This window comes from Burkholderia sp. S-53 (genome assembly GCF_025560745.1).
Classification (GTDB): domain Bacteria; phylum Pseudomonadota; class Gammaproteobacteria; order Burkholderiales; family Burkholderiaceae; genus Burkholderia; species Burkholderia pyrrocinia.
Genome location: NZ_CP090484.1, coordinates 1,046,723 through 1,069,402, shown reverse-complemented (window position 1 = coordinate 1,069,402; position 22,680 = coordinate 1,046,723). Strand labels below are relative to the sequence as shown.

Annotated in this window: 18 protein-coding genes; 14 read left to right on the top strand and 4 right to left on the bottom strand. The window is 66.1% G+C overall.

The features are described from left to right. The first annotated feature begins 28 nt into the window (after nt 1-28). Both LXM88_RS26945 and LXM88_RS26940 read left to right on the top strand, forming a co-directional pair. Complete coding sequence (locus LXM88_RS26945; protein ID WP_262545761.1) at nt 29-1,009, top strand: alpha/beta hydrolase; 981 nt, start codon at nt 29-31, stop codon at nt 1,007-1,009. 22 nt (nt 1,010-1,031) lie between these two features. Further along, the gene (locus LXM88_RS26940; RefSeq protein ID WP_262545760.1) at nt 1,032-2,228 is read left to right on the top strand and encodes a TauD/TfdA family dioxygenase; all 1,197 of its coding nucleotides are present in this window, start codon (nt 1,032-1,034) and stop codon (nt 2,226-2,228) included. 207 nt (nt 2,229-2,435) lie between these two features. On the opposite strand, the gene LXM88_RS26935 is transcribed toward LXM88_RS26940, so the two are convergent. From LXM88_RS26935 to LXM88_RS26925, 3 genes are all read right to left on the bottom strand, one after another. After that, nucleotides 2,436-2,738, bottom strand: a complete 303-nt coding sequence (locus tag LXM88_RS26935) for a DUF4148 domain-containing protein (RefSeq protein WP_096473632.1) — start codon at nt 2,736-2,738, stop codon at nt 2,436-2,438. 214 nt (nt 2,739-2,952) lie between these two features. Beyond that, entirely contained in the window at nt 2,953-3,939 is a 987-nt protein-coding gene (locus LXM88_RS26930) for an oxidoreductase (RefSeq protein WP_262545758.1), read from the bottom strand. A 166-nt stretch (nt 3,940-4,105) separates the two neighbouring features. Beyond that, the gene (locus tag LXM88_RS26925) at nt 4,106-4,396 is read right to left on the bottom strand and encodes a DUF3331 domain-containing protein (protein WP_262545757.1); all 291 of its coding nucleotides are present in this window, start codon (nt 4,394-4,396) and stop codon (nt 4,106-4,108) included. Between the two features lie 663 nt (nt 4,397-5,059). Here LXM88_RS26925 and LXM88_RS26920 point away from each other — a divergent pair. The 9 genes from LXM88_RS26920 (at nt 5,060) to LXM88_RS26880 (ending at nt 14,298) form a co-directional block, all read left to right on the top strand. Further along, on the top strand, nt 5,060-5,824 hold the full coding sequence (locus LXM88_RS26920) for an SDR family oxidoreductase (RefSeq protein WP_262545755.1): 765 nt from the start codon (nt 5,060-5,062) through the stop codon (nt 5,822-5,824). Between the two features lie 57 nt (nt 5,825-5,881). Beyond that, nucleotides 5,882-6,724 carry an ureidoglycolate lyase gene (locus tag LXM88_RS26915; RefSeq protein ID WP_065501325.1) on the top strand — a complete coding sequence of 281 codons (843 nt, stop codon included), beginning with the start codon at nt 5,882-5,884 and terminating at the stop codon, nt 6,722-6,724. A 23-nt stretch (nt 6,725-6,747) separates the two neighbouring features. After that, on the top strand, nt 6,748-8,025 hold the full coding sequence (locus LXM88_RS26910; protein ID WP_262545754.1) for an L-fuconate dehydratase: 1,278 nt from the start codon (nt 6,748-6,750) through the stop codon (nt 8,023-8,025). 60 nt (nt 8,026-8,085) lie between these two features. Next, on the top strand, nt 8,086-8,862 hold the full coding sequence (locus LXM88_RS26905) for an SDR family oxidoreductase (RefSeq protein ID WP_262545753.1): 777 nt from the start codon (nt 8,086-8,088) through the stop codon (nt 8,860-8,862). 21 nt (nt 8,863-8,883) lie between these two features. Further along, a complete protein-coding gene (locus tag LXM88_RS26900; protein WP_262545751.1) occupies nt 8,884-10,422 on the top strand; it encodes a sugar ABC transporter ATP-binding protein in 1,539 nt (512 codons plus the stop codon). Nucleotides 10,423-10,441: 19 nt separating this feature from the next. Further along, nucleotides 10,442-11,479: an ABC transporter permease gene (locus LXM88_RS26895; RefSeq protein WP_262545749.1), complete on the top strand. Its 1,038-nt coding sequence runs from the start codon at nt 10,442-10,444 to the stop codon at nt 11,477-11,479. A 71-nt stretch (nt 11,480-11,550) separates the two neighbouring features. Then, nucleotides 11,551-12,492 (top strand): ABC transporter substrate-binding protein, encoded by a 942-nt coding sequence (locus LXM88_RS26890; RefSeq protein WP_262545747.1) that lies wholly within the window; start codon nt 11,551-11,553, stop codon nt 12,490-12,492. Nucleotides 12,493-12,577: 85 nt separating this feature from the next. After that, nucleotides 12,578-13,468 carry an amidohydrolase family protein gene (locus LXM88_RS26885; protein ID WP_262545746.1) on the top strand — a complete coding sequence of 297 codons (891 nt, stop codon included), beginning with the start codon at nt 12,578-12,580 and terminating at the stop codon, nt 13,466-13,468. Between the two features lie 68 nt (nt 13,469-13,536). Further along, nucleotides 13,537-14,298 carry a FadR/GntR family transcriptional regulator gene (locus LXM88_RS26880; RefSeq protein ID WP_262545745.1) on the top strand — a complete coding sequence of 254 codons (762 nt, stop codon included), beginning with the start codon at nt 13,537-13,539 and terminating at the stop codon, nt 14,296-14,298. Between the two features lie 25 nt (nt 14,299-14,323). Here the strand turns inward: LXM88_RS26880 and LXM88_RS26875 are convergent, their stop codons facing one another. After that, nucleotides 14,324-15,565 (bottom strand): NAD(P)/FAD-dependent oxidoreductase, encoded by a 1,242-nt coding sequence (locus tag LXM88_RS26875; RefSeq protein ID WP_262545744.1) that lies wholly within the window; start codon nt 15,563-15,565, stop codon nt 14,324-14,326. Nucleotides 15,566-16,308: 743 nt separating this feature from the next. Here LXM88_RS26875 and LXM88_RS26870 point away from each other — a divergent pair. From LXM88_RS26870 to LXM88_RS26860, 3 genes are all read left to right on the top strand, one after another. Then, complete coding sequence (locus LXM88_RS26870) at nt 16,309-18,015, top strand: ShlB/FhaC/HecB family hemolysin secretion/activation protein (RefSeq protein WP_262546935.1); 1,707 nt, start codon at nt 16,309-16,311, stop codon at nt 18,013-18,015. 81 nt (nt 18,016-18,096) lie between these two features. Further along, nucleotides 18,097-18,990 carry a hypothetical protein gene (locus LXM88_RS26865; RefSeq protein ID WP_262545743.1) on the top strand — a complete coding sequence of 298 codons (894 nt, stop codon included), beginning with the start codon at nt 18,097-18,099 and terminating at the stop codon, nt 18,988-18,990. Nucleotides 18,991-19,026: 36 nt separating this feature from the next. Continuing rightward, nucleotides 19,027-22,587 carry a two-partner secretion domain-containing protein gene (locus LXM88_RS26860; protein WP_262545742.1) on the top strand — a complete coding sequence of 1,187 codons (3,561 nt, stop codon included), beginning with the start codon at nt 19,027-19,029 and terminating at the stop codon, nt 22,585-22,587. The last annotated feature ends 93 nt before the right edge of the window (nt 22,588-22,680 follow it).

Genomic DNA, 22,680 nt, shown 5'->3' with positions numbered 1-22,680 from the left:
GTCAATCTTCAATCGCGGAGCGCACACGATGCTCGAAGCGGAAATCGCGGCGTTCGTCGCGGCCGTCGACGCGTGGTATCCGGCCGATGCGGCGGCGCGCTCGCCCGACGAGCAGCGCCGCCTCTACGACCGCTTCGCGGCCGAGTGGACGCCGGCGGCTCTGCCGGCCGGCATCGTGCAGCAGGATGCCGTGTGGCACGCACCGGACGGACGCGCAATCGCGCTGCGGCGCTACACGTCCGCGCACGGCGAGCCGCGCGGCACGGTGCTGTTTTTTCATGGCGGCGGGTTCGTCGTCGGCTCGCTCGACAGTCATGCGCTGATCACCGCGCAGCTGGCGGCCGACACGGGGCTCGACGTGATCGCGGTCGACTACCGGCTGGCACCCGAACACCGCGCGCCGGCCGCGCTTGACGATTGCCTCGCGGTCACACGCGCCGCACGCGATGCGCGCTGGCCGTTCGGGGCGTGCGTGTATCCGCTGACGCTCGCGGGCGACAGCGCGGGAGGCATGCTTGCGGCGGCCGTCGCGACCGCGCTGCGCGATGCGGGCGAACGCGGCATCGACGGCATCGCGCTCGTCTATCCGATGCTCGGGTTCGAACCGCAATCGCCCGCGCGCGAAACGGAAGCGCATGCGCCGATGCTGACGCTCGACGACGTTCATCGCTATCGTGCGTTGTACTGGGACGACCGGTTGGGCGGCCAGTTGGACGGTCAGTTGTCCGATGCACTGCTGGACGGCAGCCCGCTGCTGCGCGCGTCGGTGCCGCTCGCGGCGGCGCGTTTCGACGGCTTGCCGCCCGTGCTCGCGATCGGCGCGGAACACGATCCGCTGCGCGACGATGCGCGCGTGTACGTGGAACGGATTCGCGCGGCCGGCGGGGCCGCGCACTACTGGATGGGAGAGGGGCTGGTGCACGGCTGCTGGCGCGCGCTCGGGACGAGCCCGCAGGCGGCACGGATGCACCGGACGATCGGCGGGTTTCTGCTCGCACCACACGCGTAGCGGGCGTTTCCGGGAGGCAACGATGCAGGCAGCGCAACACCGTATCGAGGACTGGCGGACGTTTTCCGCCGACGCGGCCATTGCGGCGGCGACCATCGGCGACGGAGCGGTGGACGTCGAGTGGAGCGACACGCGACGATCGCCGTTCCATTTCGACTGGCTGCGCGACAACTGCGCGTGTTCCGCATGCGTGCATGCGGTCACACGCGAGCAGGTGTTCGAGATCGCCGACGCGCGCGACGACCTGTCGGCGCTCACCGTGCACGTCGAAACCGACGGCGCGCTGCATGTCGAGTGGAACGACGGGCATCGCAGCGCGTGGTCGCCGGGCTGGTTGCGCGCGCATGCGTACGACGACGCGTCGCGCGCCGAGCGCCAGGCCGCGCACGGGCGGCACGTGTGGGCCGGCGACGACGCGACGGCGATCGGCGTGTTCGCGTGGCGCGACGTGATGGAGGACGACGGCGCATTGTTCGCATGGCTCGCCGCGTTGCAGCGCACCGGGTTGACGCTCGTCGAAGGCGTGCCGGCCGAGCGTGGCCGTGTCGACGAGATCGCGCGCCGCGTCGGCCTGATCCGCGAAAGCAATTTCGGCGTGCTGTTCGACGTCGAATCGAAGCCGCGTCCGGACAGCAATGCGTATACGTCGCTCAACCTGCCGCCGCATACCGATCTGCCGACGCGCGAGCTGCAGCCGGGCGTGCAGTTCCTGCATTGCCTCGCCAACGACGCAACAGGCGGCGACAGCGTATTCCTCGACGGTTTCGCGCTCGCGGACGCGCTGCGGCGCGAGCATCCGGCCGATTTCGAGCAACTTGCGTCGACGCCGTTCGAGTTCTGGAACAAGAGTGCGAACAGCGACTACCGCTGTTCGGCGCCGGTGATCGGGCTCGATGCGCGCGGCAACGTGACCGAGGTGCGCGTCGCGAACTTCCTGCGCGGGCCGCTCGATGCGCCGGCCGGATCGGTCGCCGCGGTCTATCGCGCGTACCGGCGGTTTCTCGCGCTCGCGCGCGAGCCGCGTTTTCGCGTGCAGCGCCGGCTGCGGGCGGGCGACATGTGGGCGTTCGACAACCGGCGCGTGCTGCATGCACGCACCGAGTTCGATCCGTCGACCGGCCGCCGGCATCTGCAGGGCTGCTATGTCGATCGCGACGAACTGCTGTCGCGGTGGCGCGTGCTGTCGCGTTCGGTGCCTGCCGCAGCCGCGGCGCGCTGACCGGCGCACACGGCTTCATCCCGCATGCATGCACACACGCATGCCTCACAGACGAAAAAGCGCCCGGACGCCAAGCGCCCGGGCGAAGCCACCCGCTGCCGGGCGGCGGAGGTATGCGTTTCATAAAAAAGACGAGCCTCGCAAAGGAGGCTCGTCTTTTCCTTGCTTTATCGCGCGACGCGCGGCGCCCGCCGGGGGCGCATCGGCTTACTGGCCGAAGAAGATCGAGTCGCGTGCGTTCGACGACGCTGCGGCAGCCGGGGCGCCCGAGTGGACGAGCGGAGCCGGTTGCGCGCCGTAGCCGCTGGCGTCGGCGCCATGAACGCGCGCTTCGGCGCTCTGGATGTCGTTCGGGTAGTACGGGCTCGACACGCCCGGCTTGTAGCCGGCTTGTTCGAGCTGGACCAGTTCGTTCTTCACTTGCGCGCGGGTCACGGTGCTTTGGGCGAATGCGCCGAACGAAGCGGACAGGGCGACAGCGGCAACGACTGCGGAAACGAGCGATTTCATGATGACCTCCGGTGTTTTATTGAGTTCGCTGTCGACACCATGTCTTGAGCGATTGACCAAATCTTAGTCACCGGAGGGTTGAGGGTAAACGCTGATTTTGACGATAAATTGTTTCCTGGGCGGTAACAGTGGTGCGCCGAATCAGTCTTTCAACCGGCTTTCTTTTCGGTTGATGTAATAAGTGTGAAGAATATGGCGGATGGCGGCGCGCGGTTCAACGCGCCTCGGCTGTCGTGTCGAACGGCCGGCCCGGCGAGCGCCCGGCCGGCGCGCCCGAGCTGAGGAAGCGCACGCCGGTCGAGGCTTCCGACGCTTCCCACAGCAACGCCGCCGAAGCCACGTCGCGCGCCGAGCGCGGCACGCTCGCGGGCGCCGGCAGCCCGCGCGATTCGAACCAGCCGGACGGCCCGATATACGCACCGCCCGCGAGATCGGGCGCGGTGGCCGCGTGGATCGCGGGCAGCGCGCCCTGGTCGGCCGGCTGCGCGAGATAACGGTTCGCGGCACGCATCAGCGCGGCGCGGGCGGGCGAGCTGTCCATCGTCGGGCCCGCGAACTGCAGGTTGGTCGCCGCATAGCCGGGATGTGCGGCGACGCTGATTCCGGCGAACGCCGCGCGCTGGAAGCGGCGCTGCAGTTCGATCGCGAACACGAGGTTCGCGAGCTTGCTGTCGCAATAGGCGAGATAACGGTTGTAGCGATGCTCGGCGCGCAGGTCGTCGACGCGAATCCGGCCGCCGCGGTTGAAGCCGCTCGACATCGTCACGACGCGCGCACGCCGGGCGGCGCGCAGCGCGGGCAACAGGTGGCCGGTCAGCGCGAAATGGCCGAGGTGGTTGGTGCCGAATTGCATCTCGAAGCCGTCGTGCGTGCGCCGCAGCGGCAGGAACATCACGCCGGCGTTGTTGCAGAGGATGTCGACGCGGCCGTGGCGTTCGGAGACGTCGGCCGCGAAGCGTTCGATCGACGCGAGATCGGCGAGGTCGAGCGCGTCGACTTCGACGCGTGCATCGGGATGGAGCCGGCGGATCGCATCGGCGGCCTGCACGGCGCGCACGGCGTCGCGGCAGCCCATCACGACGGTCGCGCCCTTCGCGGCCAGCGTTTCCGCGAGCTGCCAGCCGAGGCCGCTGTTGGCGCCGGTCACGACCGCGACCTTGCCGCCCTGCGCCGGGACGTGGCGCGCGCTCCATGCATGCATGTCTGCCTCCATCGGCGCAACCGGTCGGCCGCACACGTAATCGTTACATTGAGTGGTGTAACGATAGTGCGCGCGGGCGTGGCAGACAAGCGGGGGAATTAGACCGGCACTTCTAGGGCCGGCACGCGGCGTGGCGCAGCGGGCCGCGGCACGCGGTCGGCAGGATTTACCTGCCCCCGGCGAGGCCGAGCACTTCGGCGGCGGAGATCATCGCGGCCGCATTCGCGGGCGCCGGGCGTTCGGCCGGGCGGAAGACTTCGTCGCCGCGGTGGATGACCTGGCGCGACAGTGCGCAGGTGCCCGTGCGTTGCGCGAAGCGGCGGCGCCAGCGCTGTTCACCGTAGTGACAGCGGCCGGGTTCGACCCAGCGGACGACGAGCAGCGTATCGGACTGTTCGAGGATTTCGACGTGGACGTCGGCGGGATCGAGCGCAGGCAGGGATTTGGAGGCCTTCATTTGCCGTTTCCTAAAGCTCGTGCGGTTTCGGCCGTGGCAGTGGATGTCACTACCCGATGGCGAATCCGTAGCGGTTTCCATGAGTGGTGCGCTAAATGTAAGCGTCTGTGACCGGAAAAAACATCCTGTCTGGCTCAAATTACCTTTTGCCGATTTAGAAACAATCCACGCTTATTTTCTTGGGATCCACGGACAAAAACGCCCCGGACGGAAAGTCCGGGGCGGAAAATCGGCCCGCGCGCCGTGTCTGCTCGCCCAGTCACGGAGTACATCGCCGGGGGACGGAGGTGCCCGCAGGGATCGAACGCGGGCGGGGAGGCGACGTACCGGAAGCGCGGTCCGGCAACGCCATGATGGCGCGCGCATCCCGTTGAGACCCTGACGCGGACATGACTTTTTCGTCAGTTTGGCGCGGCGGGCGCGCCGGGCGTGCGCGAAAAAGGGCTGAGGGCCCCGCCGGTATTGGGTTTGCGCGAATCCCCAAACGTGCTGCCAGGGCCGGTCGAGCGCCGGATTCTTGTCCCCCCGCCGGATTTACCTGCCCGGGTAAATACTGAATCCCAATTTCGTGACAAACGGGCGATCACTCCCTATGATTGGTTGGACCTTTAGTCCTTTGTGCCAATCGGCCGTCTGGCGGCCGGCTTTTCGGGAGAGATGCTCATGAGATTGCAGGGCAAGCGCGCGCTGGTGACGGCGGCCGGGCAGGGCATCGGCCGCGCGACCGCGCTGCGGTTCGCAAGCGAGGGCGCCGACGTGCTGGCGACCGACATCAACGAAGCCGCACTCGCGCGGCTCGCGGCCGACGCCGAGCGTGCGGGCGGACGGCTGACCACGCGGCGGCTCGACGTCACCGACGCACAGGACGTCGCGGCACTCGCCGCGAACGAACGCGCGTTCGACGTGCTGTTCAACTGCGCGGGCTACGTGCATCACGGCTCGATCCTCGACTGCGACGACGACGCATGGGCGTTCTCGCTGAACCTGAACGTCACGTCGATGTACCGGCTGATCCGCACGCTGTTGCCCGCGATGCTCGAAGCAGGCGGCGCGTCGATCATCAACATGGCATCGGCTGCGTCGAGCGTGAAGGGCGTGCCGAACCGTTTCGTGTACGGCACGACCAAGGCGGCAGTGATCGGGCTGACCAAGGCGGTCGCGGCGGATTTCGTCGGCCAGGGCATTCGCTGCAACGCGATCTGCCCCGGCACGGTCGAGTCGCCGTCGCTCGAGGCACGCATCACCGAACAGGCGCAAAAGCAGAACACGACCGTCGATGTGGTGCGCGCCGCCTTTGTCGCGCGCCAGCCGATGGGGCGCGTCGGTACGGCGGACGAGATCGCCGCGCTGGCGGCCTATCTGGCGTCCGACGAGTCGGCCTTTACGACGGGCGCCATTCACCTGATCGACGGCGGCTGGTCAAACTGACCGTGTCAAACTGACCTTGCCTCCCCATCCACTCTCCGCTTCCGTTCGGACAACTCCATGAAACTGCTGAGATTCGGCGACAAACACCATGAAAAACCGGGCCTGCTCGATGCGCAGGGCCACATCCGCGACCTGTCCGGCGTGATCGACGACATCGCCGGCGATGCGTTGTCGCCGGCCTCGCTCGCGCGGCTGCGCGACATTCCGCCGTCGTCGCTGCCGCTCGTCGAAGGCACGCCGCGGCTCGGCGCGTGCGTCGGCCGCGTCGGCAAGTTCATCTGCATCGGGCTCAACTATTCCGATCACGCGGCCGAATCGGGGATGGAAGTGCCTAAGGAGCCTGTCGTGTTCGGCAAGTGGACGAGCGCGATCTCGGGGCCGAACGACGACGTCGAGATTCCGCGCGGCTCGGAGAAGACCGACTGGGAAGTCGAGCTCGGCGTGGTGATCGGCCGGGGCGGCCGCTATATCGACGAAGCCGACGCGCTGTCGCACGTCGCCGGCTACTGCGTCGTGAACGACGTGTCGGAGCGCGAATACCAGCTCGAACGCGGCGGCACGTGGGACAAGGGCAAGGGCAACGACACGTTCGGCCCGCTCGGCCCGTGGCTCGTGACGGCCGACGAAGTGCCCGATCCGCACGCGCTGCGGCTGTGGCTCGACGTCGACGGCCACCGCTACCAGAACGGCTCGACCGCGACGATGGTGTTCCGCGTGCCGCACCTGATCAGCTACCTGAGCCGCTTCATGAGCCTGCAGCCGGGCGACGTGATCTCGACCGGCACGCCGCCGGGCGTCGGCCTCGGGCAGAAGCCGCCCGTCTACCTGCGCGCCGGGCAGGTGATCACGCTCGGCATCGACGGGCTCGGCGAGCAGCGCCAGCGCACCGTGCAGGCCTGATTTCCTTTAACGGACGGTTCGTCATGCCTATCATTCGATCGATGCGCGTCCTCGACGTGCGCTTTCCGACCTCGCAGCAGCTCGACGGCTCCGATGCGATGAATCCGGACCCCGATTATTCGGCTGCCTACGTCGTGCTCGAAACCGACCGCGACGGGCTCGAAGGTCACGGGCTCACGTTCACCATCGGGCGCGGCAACGAAATCTGCTGCGCGGCGATCGACGCGATGCGCCACCTCGTCGTCGGCCTCGACCTCGACTGGATTCGCGAGGACATGGGCCGCTTCTGGCGGCACGTCACGTCGGACAGCCAGTTGCGCTGGATCGGCCCCGACAAGGGCGCGATCCACCTGGCGACGGGCGCCGTCGTCAACGCGGTGTGGGATCTGTGGGCGAAGGCGGTGGGCAAGCCGCTGTGGCGGCTCGTCGCCGACATGAGCCCCGAGGAGCTGGTGCGTGCGATCGACTTCCGCTACCTGACCGACTGCCTGACGCCGGACGAAGCGCTCGACCTGCTGCGCCGGCAGGCGCCCGGCAAGGCCGCGCGGATCGCGACGCTGGAGCGCGACGGCTACCCGTGCTACACGACGTCGGCCGGCTGGCTCGGCTACAGCGACGACAAGCTGCGCCGGCTGTGCCACGAAGCGGTGGACGCGGGGTTCGACTACGTGAAGCTGAAGGTCGGCGCGAACCTCGAGGACGACATCCGCCGCGTGACGATCGCGCGCGAGGTGATCGGCCCGGACCGCAAGCTGATGATCGACGCGAACCAGGTGTGGGAAGTCGACGAGGCGATCGACTGGGTGCGCGAGCTGGCGTTCGCACGGCCGTGGTTCATCGAGGAGCCGACGAGCCCCGACGACGTCGAAGGGCATCGCAAGATCCGCAAGGCGATTGCACCGGTGCAGGTCGCGACCGGCGAGATGTGCCAGAACCGCGTGCTGTTCAAGCAGTTCATCGCGCGCGGCGCGATCGACGTCGTGCAGATCGACGCGTGCCGGCTCGGCGGCGTGAACGAGATTCTCGCGGTGATGCTGATGGCCGCGAAGTACGGGCTGCCCGTGTGCCCGCATGCGGGCGGCGTCGGGTTGTGCGAATACGTGCAGCACCTGTCGATGATCGACTACGTGTGCATTTCCGGCACGAAGGAAGGGCGCGTGACCGAATACGTCGATCACCTGCACGAGCATTTCGTCGAACCGTGCGTGGTGCGCGGCGCGGCGTACATGCCGCCGACGGCGCCCGGTTTCTCGATCGAGATGAAGCCCGAATCGCTGGAGCAGTACCTGTTCCGCGGCTGAAGTACGGCGCCGCACGCCGCACGACGTACGCGGCGACAACATGAACGACGGAGACGCGAAGTGGATTTGAACCTGCAAGACAAGGTCGTGATCGTGACCGGCGGTGCATCGGGCATCGGCGCCGCGATCTCGATGCGGCTCGCCGGCGAAGGCGCGATTCCGGTGGTGTTCGCGCGTCACGCGCCCGACGACGCATTCTGGCGCGAACTCGAGCAGAAGCAGCCGCGCGCCGCGTGCGTGTCGGTCGAACTGCAGGACGACGCGCAGTGCCGCGATGCGGTCGCGCAGACCGTTGCGCGCTTCGGCCGCATCGACGGCCTCGTCAACAACGCGGGCATCAACGACAGCATCGGGCTCGACGCCGGGCGCGACGCCTTCGTCGCGTCGCTCGAACGCAACCTGATCCACTACTACGTGATGGCGCACTACTGCGTGCCGCACCTGAAGGCGACGCGCGGCGCGATCGTCAACATCTCGTCGAAGACGGCCGTCACCGGGCAGGGCAACACGAGCGGCTATTGTGCGTCGAAGGGCGCGCAACTCGCGTTGACGCGCGAATGGGCCGTCGCATTGCGCGACGACGGCGTGCGCGTGAACGCGGTGATCCCGGCCGAGGTGATGACGCCGCTTTACAGGAACTGGCTCGTCGGTTTCGACGAGCCCGATGCGAAGCTCGCTGAAATTGCCGGCAAGGTGCCGCTCGGCAAACGCTTCACGACGGCTGAGGAAATCGCCGACACGGCCGTGTTCCTGCTGTCGGAACGCGCATCGCACACGATGGGCCAGTGGTTGTTCGTCGATGGCGGTTATACGCATCTCGATCGCGCGATCGGCTGAATGCAGCGGAATCCCGAACCCATGCAACCCGACCCGAACCTGAACGCCGCGCCGCCGCTGATTGCATTGAGCGGCATCGGCAAGCGTTTTCCGGGCGTGCAGGCGCTCGACGACTGCCGTTTCGACCTGCGTGCCGGCGAAGTGCATGCGCTGATGGGCGAGAACGGCGCCGGCAAGTCGACGCTGATGAAGATCCTCGCGGGCGTCTATCAGCGCGACGACGGCGAGATCCGGATGGACGGCCGCGCAGTCGAGATCGCCGATCCGCGCGCCGCACAGGCGCTCGGGATCGGCATCATCCATCAGGAGCTGAACCTGATGAACCATCTGAGCGTCGCGCAGAACATCTTCATCGGCCGCGAGCCGCGCGGCCGCTTCGGCGTGTTCGTCGACGAAGACAAATTGAACCGCGACGCGGCCGCGATCTTCGCGCGGATGCGACTCGATCTCGACCCGCGCACGCCGGTCGGCCGGCTGACGGTCGCGAAGCAGCAGATGGTCGAGATCGCGAAGGCGCTGTCGTTCGACTCGCGCGTGCTGATCATGGACGAGCCGACCGCCGCGCTCAACAACGCGGAGATCGCAGAGCTGTTCCGCATCATCCGCGACTTGCGCGCGCACGGCGTCGGCATCGTCTATATCTCGCACAAGATGGACGAACTGCGCCAGATCGCCGATCGCGTGACCGTGATGCGCGACGGCAAGTACGTCGCGACCGTGCCGATGGCGGAAACGTCGATGGACGCGATCATCGCGATGATGGTCGGCCGCCAGCTCGAGTCGGAGCACCGCACGCCGCCCGATACGTCCGCGAACGACGTCGCGCTCGAAGTGCGCGGGCTGTCGCGCGGCCGCACGATCCGCGACGTCGGCTTCACGCTGCGGCGCGGCGAAATTCTCGGCTTCGCGGGGCTGATGGGAGCGGGTCGCACCGAGGTTGCGCGCGCGGTGTTCGGGGCCGACCCGGTCGACGCGGGCGAGATCCGCGTGCACGGCAAGACCGTGACGATCCGCACGCCGGCCGATGCGGTCGCGCACGGGATCGGCTACCTGTCCGAGGATCGCAAGCACTTCGGGCTCGCGGTCGGGATGGACGTGCAGAACAACATCGCGCTGTCGAGCATGCGCCGCTTCGTGCGCCGCGGCGTGTTTCTCGATGCACGCGAAATGCGCGACACCGCGCAGGCGTACGTGCGGCAGCTCGCGATCCGCACGCCGTCGGTCGCGCAGCCCGCGCGGCTGCTGTCGGGCGGCAACCAGCAGAAGATCGTGATCGCGAAGTGGCTGCTGCGCGACTGCGACATCCTGTTCTTCGACGAGCCGACGCGCGGCATCGACGTCGGCGCGAAAAGCGAGATCTACAAGCTGCTCGATGCGCTCGCCGCCGACGGCAAGGCGATCGTGATGATCTCGTCGGAATTGCCCGAGGTGCTGCGCATGAGCCACCGGATTCTCGTGATGTGCGAAGGCCGCGTCACCGGCGAATTGCGCGCGGCCGACGCCACGCAGGAAAAGATCATGCAGCTCGCGACGCAGCGCGAGTCGACCGTATTGTCCTGATTCAGACGCTTACCCGATCATGTCCAACGATACGCATCCCGTCCCGCCCATGGCTTCCGGCGATTCGCAGGCCGGCGCACCCGGCTTCCGCGCCCGCTTCTTCAACCCGGCTGCGAGGCAGAAGCTGCTCGCGTTCGCGAGCCTCGTGCTGCTGATCGTGTTCTTCAGCATCGCGTCGCCGAACTTCCTCGAAGTCGACAACCTCGTCACGATCCTGCAGGCCACCGCCGTGAACGGCGTGCTGGCCGTCGCCTGTACCTACGTGATCATCACGTCGGGCATCGACCTGTCGGTCGGCACGCTGATGACGTTCTGCGCGGTGATGGCCGGCGTCGTGCTGACGAAGTGGGGGATGCCGCTGCCGTTCGGGATCCTGGCCGCGCTGCTGTTCGGCGCGCTGTCCGGCTGCGTGTCGGGCTTCGTGATCGCGAAGATGAAGGTGCCGCCGTTCATCGCGACGCTCGGCATGATGATGCTGCTCAAGGGGCTGTCGCTCGTGATCTCGGGCACGCGGCCGATCTACTTCAACGACACGCCGGGCTTCACGTCGATCGCGCAGGATTCGCTGATCGGCAACCTGATCCCCGCGCTGCCGATTCCGAACGCGGTGCTGATCCTGTTTCTCGTCGCGGTCGGCGCATCGATCGTGCTGAACCGGACGATCTTCGGCCGCTACACGTTCGCGCTCGGCAGCAACGAGGAAGCGTTGCGGCTGTCCGGCGTGAACGTCGACGCGTGGAAGATCGCGGTCTACACGTTCAGCGGCGCGGTGTGCGGGATCGCCGGGCTCCTGATCGCGTCGCGGCTGAATTCCGCGCAGCCCGCGCTCGGGCAGGGCTACGAGCTCGATGCGATCGCGGCCGTCGTGATCGGCGGCACGTCGCTGTCGGGCGGCGCGGGCAGCATCGTCGGCACCATCATCGGCGCGTTCATCATGAGCGTGCTGACCAACGGCCTGCGCATCATGTCGGTCGCGCAGGAATGGCAGACGGTCGTGACGGGCGTGATCATCATCCTCGCCGTCTACGTCGACATCCTGCGCCGGCGGCGCCGTTGACGCACGCAGGCATGCGCTTCACCGCCGGTTTCGGCCGGCATTCCATTCGATACGAAAAAAGGAGACGCGAAGTGATCAGGAGCAAGGTGTTGAACGCGATCGTCGGGCTGACGTTCGCCGTCGGCGTCACGGCCGGTGCGCAGGCGCAGGAAACCTATATCCCGCTGATCTCGAAGGGCTTCCAGCATCAGTTCTGGCAGGCCGTGAAATCGGGCGCGATGCAGGCCGCGAAAGACTACAAGGTGAAGGTGACGTTCGAAGGGCCGGAAACCGAGGCGATGGTCGACAAGCAGATCGACATGCTGTCCGCCTCGATCGCGAAGAAACCGGCCGCGCTCGGCTTCGCGGCGCTCGACAGCAAGGCCGCGCTGCCGCTGCTGAAGAAGGCGCAGGGCGAGAAGATCCCGGTGATCGCGTTCGACTCGGGCGTCGACAGCGACATCCCGGTGACGACGGCCTCGACCAACAACAAGGCCGCCGCATCGCTCGCCGCCGACAAGCTCGCCGCGCTGATCGGCGACGAAGGCGAGGTGGCCGTGGTCGCGCACGACCAGACGAGCCGCACCGGCATCGATCGCCGCGACGGCTTTCTCGAACGGATGAAATCGGCGCACCCGAAGGTGAAGGTCGTGACCGTGCAGTACGGCGAAGGCGACCAGCTGAAGTCGACCGAGGTGACGAAGTCGATCCTGCAGGCGTATCCGAAGCTCAAGGGGCTGTTCGGCACCAACGAAGGCTCGGCGATCGGCGTGGTCAACGGCGTGCGCGAAATGAAGCGCAAGGTCGTGATCGTCGGCTACGATTCCGGCAAGCAGCAGAAGGACGCGATCCGCAGCGGGCTGATGGCCGGCGCGATCACGCAGAACCCGGTCGGGATCGGCTACAAGACGGTCGAGGCGGCCGTGAAGGCGATCAAGGGCGAGAAGCTGCCGAAGGTCATCGATACCGGTTTCTATTGGTATGACAAGACCAATATCGACGATCCGAAGGTCGCGGCGGCGTTGTACGACTGATGGGCGGGTCATGGCGTCGCCGCACGCGGTGGGTAGCGCGTGCGGCGGCGTGAGGTGGCTGGCCGGAGCGGAACACGAGGACACCATGGGCGCAGTGCGTATCGATTCCCATCAGCACTTCTGGCGTTATCGCGCGGCCGACTATCCGTGGATCGGCGCCGGGATGGGCGTGCTCGCGCGCGATTACCTGCCCGACGCGCTGTGGCCGCCGATGCATGCGCAGGCGCTCGGCGCGTCGATCGCGGTGCAGGCGCGTGCCGGGCGCGACGAGACGGCGTTCCTGCTCGATCTTGCGCGCGACGATGCGCGCATCGCGGCGGTGGTCGGCTGGGAGGATCTCGGCGCGCCGCAGCTTGCCGACCGTGTCGCCGAATGGCGCAGCCCGAAGCTGCGCGGCTTTCGTCACCAGGTGCAGGACGAAGCCGACGTCGGTGCGTTCGTCGCCGATGCCGGTTTCAATCGCGGCGTCGCGTGGCTGCAGGCGAACGGCTATGTGTACGACGTGCTCGTGTTCGAGCGCCAGTTGCCGGACGTGCGCGCGTTCTGCGCGCGGCACGATGCGCACTGGCTCGTGCTCGATCATGTCGGCAAGCCGGCGCTGGCCGAGTTCGAGCGCGACGAAACCGCGTTGCCGCGCTGGCGCGCGGCGCTGCGCGAACTGGGCGCGATGCCGCATGTCGCGTGCAAGCTGTCGGGGCTCGTGACCGAAGCCGACTGGCGGCGCGGCCTGCGCGCGCAGGACATCCGGCATATCGAGCAGTGCCTCGATGCGGCGCTCGACGCGTTCGGCCCGCAGCGGCTGATGTTCGGGTCGGACTGGCCCGTGTGCCTGCTTGCCGCGACGTACGACGAAGTGGCGTCGATCGTCGAGCGCTGGGCCGAATCGCGGCTGTCGGCCGCGGAGCGCAACGCGCTGTGGGGCGGCACGGCCGCGCATTGCTATGCGGTGCCGTGCGAGACGAAGCGCGGCATATAAAATAGGCGCGAACGGCCTGTGCGATTCGTCGGACCGTCCGCAACGAAACCGATCACCTGCATCAACGTATGTCCATCCAGCCGATTCAGAACCGCCGCCTCTACCAGCAGATCGCCGACAAGCTCAGTGCGATGATCGAGTCCGGCGATTTTCCGCCGGGCAGCTATCTGCCGCCCGAGCGCGAACTGGCCGAACAGTTCGGTGTGTCGCGCACGTCGGTGCGCGAAGCGCTGATCGCGCTCGAAGTGAGCGGGCTCGTCAGCGTGCGCGTCGGCGACGGCGTGAAGGTGCGCCACCCCGAAACGGCCGCCGAACCCGAGCCCGAACCCGGTGCGAAGGCCGCGCCGTTCACGATCGTCGAGATCGATCCCGAACTCGGCATCGCGCTCGATCTCGACACCGAAATCCCGCCGTTCGCGCTATTGCAGGCGCGCCGGCTGATCGAGCCGGAAGCTGCGGCGCTGGCCGCGAAGCACGGCTCGGACGAGCAGATCGAAGGGATTCACGAAGCGTTCCTGCGCAACCAGGAAGACAACCGCAGCGGCTCGCTCACGCATCCGGGCGACCGGCTGTTCCATATCCGCATCGCGGAAGCGAGCGACAACCCCGCGTATGCGCTGATGATCAAGCAGTTGCTTGCGCACAAGTACGACCTGATGTTCCAGCGGCTGCAGTCGCTGTACATGCCGAACGACATGCCGCACCGGTCGGAGCTGGAACACCGCGCGATCCTCGACGCAATCCGCGCGCGCGACCCGGAGGCCGCGCGCCGCGCGATGGCCGAGCATCTCGACGAAGTCATCCGGATCTTCGGGCGGGCGCTCGACTGAGCGCGTGCGTTGATTCCCTACGTGTTCAGAACCGGTCGGCACGATAGGGCGCCGGATCGGTGAAGGGAGTCTCGCCTGTCATCATCTCGGCCAGCAGGCGGCCGGTGACGGGCCCTAGCGTGAGCCCATGATGGTTGTGCCCGAACGAGAACCACAGCCCGCGATGCGCGGGCGCGGGGCCGATCACCGGGCGCATGTCGGGCGTGCACGGCCGGAAGCCGAGCCATGGCTGCGGGTCGAGCCGCTCGCCGAAACCGAACACGGGCCGCGCGACGCGTTCCGCGCGTTCGAGCTGCACGCCGGTCGGCGGCAGGCCGCGCCGCGCGATCTCGACGCCGGTCGTCAGCCGCAGCCCGCGCCGCATCGGCGCGATCACGTAACCGTATTCGCGATCGACGATCGGCGCCGACGGCACGCCGCGCGCGGACGGCGCGTAGTGCATGTGATAGCCGCGCTTCTCGCGCAGCGGAATCTTGTAGCCGAACTTGCCGAACACCGTGTCGGACCACGGGCCGAGCGCGACGACGACGGCCCGTGCGGCGGCCGTGCCGTCCTGCGTGCTGACCTGCCAGCCGGGCGACAGCGCGTCGAGGCTCGCGGCGTCGCCCGTCAGCAGCGTGCCGCCGCCTTGCACGAAGAGCTGCGCGTACGCTTTGACGAGCGCGGACGGATCGACGACGCTTTTCGGATCGAGCCAGTGCAGCGCGCCGCAGAAGCCGGGCGCGAGGCTCGGTTCGTGCGCGAGCAGCGCGGCGGCATCGAGCGGCGTGATGCCGAGCCCGTGGCGGCGCGCGGTGAGGCCGGCTTCGGCTACGCCGCGTTCGAACGCGGCGGGTGTGCGGAACGCCTCCAGCCAGCCGTTCGCGCGGATAAGTTCGCCGGCGCCGGCCCGCGCGATCAGCGCGTCGTGTTCGACGAGGCAGCGCTCGATCAGCGGCAGCATGTCGCGCGAGGCTGCTGCATGACGCAGCGGCGCCGATTCCCACCAGAACCGCGCAAGCCACGGCGCGAACGCGGGCAGCGACGCGCTGTGCCAGTAGAGGTCGGTCGAGCGGTTCAGCGCATAGCGCATCAGCGTGAACGGGCTGCGCGGGAACGGATACGGTTCGACCGACGAGCGCTCGATCAGCCCCGCGTTGCCGAAGCTCGTGCCTTCGCCGGGCGCGCCGCGATCGACGAGGGCGACCTTGCGGCCGCGATCCTGCAGGTGCAGCGCGGCGGAGACGCCGACGATGCCTGCGCCGAGAACGATGACGTCGAAGTCCATGGGTGGTAGATGGCGGTTGGCTACGCAAGCGCGAGGTTGCATTCGCTGCGCTGCCGGTGTGGGAAGTCGTTCGAGCTACAAGCATACTCGCGAGCGCATGACGCACCAAGAACTCGGCGGCATGAGAACGCCGCCGAGCCAGGGGCGGCGGAATGCCGGGCGGTGAGGAACGCGTGGTTCGTGAGATTCGTCGAGGATGCCGGCGCGCGGTTTGACGTAATCAGGCATCTGTTGTGAATGTGCGACACGACGAAATTCGTACCGATCGTATTCGACCTATTGTGATGACTGATGAATCAATAAAACTGGTGTCAATGAAATTGAGGTTGGTCTATCGGGATAAATGATTCGCGTAATCGAAGTTCGTGAGAGCTTGGGTCTCGGTAAAGAAAATTGGATTTTGATGGAAATGTGTTTGCGAGGATATTTGTTGCGGATTCCATGAGAATAAAAATTGAGATTGTCGTGATTCGATAGCCGAAGGAGGCGGGTGAGGTGGCGTTCCGGCTGGTCAAGGTATCGAAAAATATAAACATGCCAGCGCCGAAAAAGATTTCAGATCGTCAAATTCATTGTGCTGGTGACGATGGCTGCACAAGAGGCGTCCGTAAAAATATAGGACGAGTTTGAAAGGCGAGGCGAAATAACAATCGGACGTCGATTATTCGTATTTAAGACAATATACCTGAATATGTTTCATTGGATTACGATGCGTGCGAGACCAATCATTACGCCGCCAACCCATGAAGCATCGAGAAACTTCGGCCGTGTTGATTTCGGTGTTGGCGAGTGTTTCCGCGTTAGCGCAAGGCGTTCCGTCGCCCGAAATGACGCCTGGCCCGCAAATTCAGCGTTTGCAGCAGCAACAACTGGAAGCCGTCAAGGAACTGAATCCGCGCGCCAATGTGCTGACGCCAACCGGAGAATCGTCGTCGAAGGCCGGTGTCGCGAGCCTGCCGCTCGACACGCCGTGTTTTCCGGTCACGACCATCGCGCTGGAAGGCAATACGTTCGGATGGCTCGCACGCTTTTTGCAGCCGGTCGTCGGGCAATGTGTCGGCAAGACCGCGCTCAAGCAGATTCAGGACGCCGCCAATAACGCACTGATCGGGCGCGGTTATGTCACGGCCCGCGTTCTCGTGCCGACGCAATCGATGCAATCGGGGACGTTGACGCTGCGTGTCGTCCCGGGGCGCATCAGCGACGTCCGAGCAGATCCATCCACCATCGGCTGGTTGCGCACGGTGCTGCCGACTTCGACCGGTGCGTTGTTGAACCAGCGCGACATCGATCAAGGGTTGGAGAACCTGCGCCGCCTTCAATCGCAGTCCGATGCCACCTTCGACATTGCACCGGGTGTGGAGCCCGGCGACTCGGAGGTCGTCCCGCATCCCGGAACCGGCAAGCGCTGGCACGCCGTCATCGGGTCGGACAACGCGGGCCTCGACTCGACAGGCAAGTACGAACTGTCAGGTTCGATCACGTTCGATTCGCCGTTCCACCTCTACGACCAGCTGCAAATCGCCGGTACGACGAACGCGAACTTCGGCGCATCCGACCACGGCAACCAGTCGGTGTCAGCCAACTACAGCGTGCCGATCGGTTACGCGATGCTGACGTTGAACGCGAGCCGCTCGCGCTACAAGCAGACCATCGCGGGGTTTGGCGAGCCGATCGAATACAGCGGTATTCAGTCCCAGCTTCAGGCCGGACTGTCCGGCGTGATCCATCGGAACGCCCACGCGCGGACGGAGTTGCGCGGCAACCTGTTCCGCAAGATCAGCCGCAACGCGATCGATGGCGTGGACGTTCCGGTGCAGCGTCGCGACATCATCGGTTATGAACTGGGTCTGGCGCATCGGCAAACGATCGGCAATGTCGTGCTCGACGGTTCGCTTGCGTGGCGCGCGTCGCTGCCGGGCTTGTCCGGCAACGCCGGCACGGTGGTGGGTGCGCCGGACTTCGACGGGAAGACGCAGGTCGAGCTGGCGAGCTTCAGTGCCCAAGTGCCTTTCAAGCTTGGCGGTCAGGCGTTCTCGTACCAGTTCGCGTGGAACATGCAGAACGCACGCACGCCGCTGACCCCTTCCGACTATTTCACGATCGGCACGCGTTATGCCGTACGCGGTTTCGATCAACAACTGACGCTCGCCGCGGAGAGCGGCTGGGCGGTTTCCAACGAACTCGACTGGTATGTGCCGACGCCGATCGGCACGCAGGCGCTGTATATCGGTGTCGATGCCGGGCGCGTGCGCGGGCCGGCCGCGCAATTCCTGATCGGCGAGACGCTCGTGGGGGCCGTCGTCGGCGTGCGCGGCCATCTCGCACCGAAAAACGTTCTCGGTGCGGCGCTGAACTACGACGTCTCGCTCGGCTGGCCGTTGTCGAAACCACCAGGTTTCAACACCGATTCGCCGACGTTGTTGTTTCAGGTCAGCACATTGTTCTGAGCGTAGTTGGGGTGGGCCGATCGAGGTCATGGATCTTGAGTCGGCAATTCGTTGATCGTCAAGTATAACTAAGGAGTAGCCATGAAATTGGTGTATGAGAAGCGTCATATCCTGCAAGCCGTGACGGCAACGTTTGCGGTGGTGGCCGCGCTCGGGCTGAGCGCGTGTGGTGGCGGCGACGACGGTGGCAGTGGAAGCGCCGCGGCATCGACCGACGCATCCGTCGGCGGTCATTTGCCGGGCGGTGCTGCGTCGTCGATTCGCGTAGAGGGTCAGTCGCAGGCCCTGTCGAGCAGCCTCGCGACCGTGAGTGTGATGACCCCGCCCGTATCGTGGAAAGCGGACGGTTCGTTCCCGGGTGGGTCGCTCACGCTGTCGACCAGTGGCGTCGACGCATCGCAACTCAAGTCGCAAGCACCGGGCGCGTACACCACGCTGCCGCTAAGCCGCGACTTGCTCAGTCTGTCGACCGGCACCGTGACCGACATCGCCGGCAATGGCGATTATGCGATCGGCCGCTGGACAGCGGGTAGCGACTCCGCCGGACATTCGTACAACGCGAACCAGGGCCAGGCCTGGGCGGTCGGCGCCCCGGTCACGGTCAGCCTGACCGATCAGACGCTGTTGAGCTGCACGCTTGCTGCCGCAACGCGTCCTACCTCGACCGACGGCAATACCGCACCGGGATCGCTTGCCGGTGCGACCGCGGTCGTGACCAGCCAGAAAGACGCATTCGGCAACCTCAACGCGCACGCGGCCTTGACGCTGCAGTACTCGATCGGCGCGGACACGAATCAGACGTTCATCGGCAGCACGCAGGTCGGTTCGATTTCGACGTCGGTTACGGCGCGATCGTCGCTGTTTACCCGCTTCATGGGACCGAATGCATCGATGCCGTATCTCGTCGTGTCGTATGGCGTTCATGCACCGACGGCGGGAGGTGTGAACGGTCTGGCGGTGCTGAGCTGCAAGTAACGTGTGAGCGCGGCCAGCGGCATCGAAGCATGAGCGATGTCGCTGGCCCGACGTATTTTCAGGAAGAAATCGATCATGAATTCCGGAATCTTTCGCCTGGTGTTCAATGCCGTGCGCGGCATGTGGGTGGCCGTCGACGAACATGCATCGGCGCACGGGCGCGGCGAACGCGGTGGTGTGCGGCGAACGGCACGCGCTGAAGCGGCGGAATCCGGATGCTCGATCTGGTTTGCCGCGCGTGCGATCGCGTTTGCGTCGCTGTGCACGTTCGGCATGCAACCGCTGGTCGCGGAAGCGCAGGCGACCCTGCCGATCACGCCGGATCGCAGCGGGCCGACCCATCCGGTCGTCGGCGTGTCGGCATCGGGCGTGCCGCTCGTCAACATTACCGCACCGAAGAACGGCGTCTCGCTGAACAGCTTTACGCAGTACAACGTCGGGACGAAGGGTGCGGTGCTGGTCAACAGCGGCCAGAATGCGCAGACGCAGCTCGCCGGCTGGGTTCAGGGGAATCCATTTCTCGGCAACAACACGGCGCGCGTGATCGTCAACCAGGTCACGTCGGGTCGTCCCAGTCAGCTACTCGGCCCGACCGAGATTGCCGGCAAGCGTGCGAATCTCGTGATCGCGAATCCGGCCGGCATCACCTGTGCGGGGTGCGGCTTTCTGAATGTCCCGCGCGTGACGCTGACGACCGGCGTGCCGACCTTCAATCCCGATGGCACTTTGGCCGGGTTCGACGTCAAGCAGGGGCACATCGGCGTCGGCGGCGCAGGGCTCGACGCCCACGGCAGCGCGATCGACCTGATCGCACGCGCGATGACGATCAACGGTCAGGTCTGGGCGGATTCGATCGACGCGGTGGCAGGCGTGAACCGCGTCGACTATGCGAGCAACACCGCACATGCCCAGTCCGGCACCGGCGCGGCACCGGGCGTCGCGATCGACGTGCAGGCACTGGGTAGCATGTTCGCCAATAGCGTCCGGATGATCGGGACCGAGGCTGGCGTCGGGGTGCGAGATGCCGGTTCCGTCACGTCACTGACCGGCGATATTCAAGTCTCGAACAATGGTGATGTAACGATTGCGCCGACGGCGCGTCTTCAGTCGGCCGCGAACACCCGGATCGATGGCGCCAACGTCGCCCAGCAAGGCACGATTGTCAGTACGCAGGCCACCGATCTGAACGCGTCTCAGGCGTTGTCGAATGCCGGAACGGTTTCGTCGGGTGGCAACACGAACCTGACCGCCGCCACGTCGTTCAACAACAGCGGCCAGGTATACGCGGGTGCAGATTCCGCTGGCAATCTCGTCGGCGGTGGCTCTGTCACGGCGCGCGCTGCGAATGTGACGAGCAGCGGCACGCTGGCAGCGGGCGATAACGTCAATCTGTTCGCAAACGACGTCACGCTCGACCACGGGACCGTGAACGCGGCCAGTGCAGTCAACGTCACGACGAATGGCACGTTGTCGAACGTCGCTGGCACGATGAGCGGCCAGAACGTGACGCTGAGTGCGGGGCAACTGGTCAACGATTCCGGGACGATCAGTTCGCACAACCTCGCGAACGTGACTGCGCAATCGGTTTCGAACCGGTCCGGCGCGTTGGTGGCGGATGCGCTGTCGCTGAACTCGGCTGGCGCGCTCGACAATACCCAAGGTCACATGACTGCGCGCACGGCGCAGATCGCGGCAACTGACCTGACGAACGTGGCCGGTGAGATTGGCACTTCGACGGGCGCGTTGACATTGGCGGCGACCGGGAACGTGTCGAACGACAACGGGAAGATCGCAGGCGGCAATGGTCTCACGCTGACGGCGAATACGATTTCCAACGCACAGGGCCAGATGGGCTCCGTGGCGGGCGATACTTTGCTCGACGTCACGCAATCGCTGAGCAACGCAAACGGCAAGGTTGCATCCGGTAACGACCTGTCGATTCACGCGACCCATCTCGACAACTCGGCCGGATCGATCAGCGCACACGCCGCACAGATCACAGCGACCGAAGTCGTGAATACGGGCGGCAAGATCGGCACCACTGACGCGCTGACCGTGACGGCGACGGGGGCCGTCTCGAATCAGTCCGGCTCCATGGTCGGCGGCAATGGTCTGTCGGTGACGGCAAACAGCATTGGCAACGCGGCGGGCACGATCGGATCGGCCGCCGGTGACACGACGCTGCGTGCGACGCAGTCCCTGACGAACACCGGCGGCACGGTGAGTTCGGCCAATGCACTCGTCGTTGCAAGCGACGGGATCGACAACTCGAGCGGCAGTATGACGGCCGTACGCGGTGCGCAAATCCAGACGGGGGATCTCGTCAATGCGGGCGGCCAGATTGGGTCATCGTCGGATGCATTGTCGTTGACCGCAACGCGCACGGTGTCGAACGATAGCGGCAAGCTGGTGGGGGCAACCGGGCTGACCGCAACGGCCGGCACGCTGAACAACCGTGCAGGCCAGATCGGCACGTCCACTGGCGACATGGCGCTGACCGTTTCTCAGGCACTCGACAATACCCAGGGCGAGATTACCGCTGCTGGCGTGCTGAATACGCAGGCCGGTACGTTCGACAATTCGCAAGGTGCGGTGTCGGCGAATACCGCGAAGCTCGATGTGTCAGGCGCATTGACGAATGCCGGCGGTACGATTGCGGCAACACACGACACGACCGTGACGGCGCAGACCGTGTCGAACCACGGTGGCACGATCGGCTCCGTCTCCGGCGCGTTGTCGGTGACGACATCTGGCACGACGGACAACGTTGGCGGCAAGCTGCTGGCATCGGGCGACACGGCCCTGACCAATGCCGGTTTGCTGAACTCGGGCGGCACGATCACAGGGGCGAATGTCACGCTCGCGTCCGGACAGGGGGCGATCGACAACACGCTCGGCAAAGTGGCGGCAAGCCAATCACTGACGAGCCGGTCGGGAGCGTTCGATAACCGGTCGGGGCTGGTGCAGGCAACGGGAGCGGTCGACGTCGATACGCACGGCCAGACGTTCGACGATGGAGTACTGGCAGGGCAATCTACGGGTGGTCAGGTTCTCGGCAACGGCGTCACGCTGACAACGGGGGCGCTGAGCAACGCGGGTGGTGCAATCTCGTCGAGCGGTGCGGCGACCGTCAACGCGGCATCCGTGACCAACGATGCGGGTTCGCTGGTGGCTGACGGCGCATTGACCGTACGGAGCGCCGGTACGGTGTCGAACGTGGCGGGCCAGATCGGCGGCAACAACGATGTGACGGTGTCCGGTACGATGGTCGACAACACGCGCGGGGCCATGCACGCGAGCGGCGCGCTGTCGGTGACGGGCGATACGATTCGCAATGCGCAGACCGCCAATTGGACGTTGCCGACAACGGCAGGCGTGCCGGGGCTGACTGCAGGGATGGAGGGCGCAAGCGTTACCCTTAACGCCAACCAGACGATCGACAATACGTCCGGTGCTATCCGCGCTGACAAGGAGGCGAAGCTCATCGCACCGACGATCGACAACACGTCGGGCAGCATCCAGTCGAAAGGCACGGCAACATTGACGGCGTCGAACACGCTGATCAATAGCCAGGGTGATATCAATGGCGGTCAGTAACTGACGGTCTCGACAGGTACGCTCAACCACGACGGCAAGCTCCAATCAGCGGGCGACGTCAACGTAACGACGCAAGGCGATCTGACCAACACC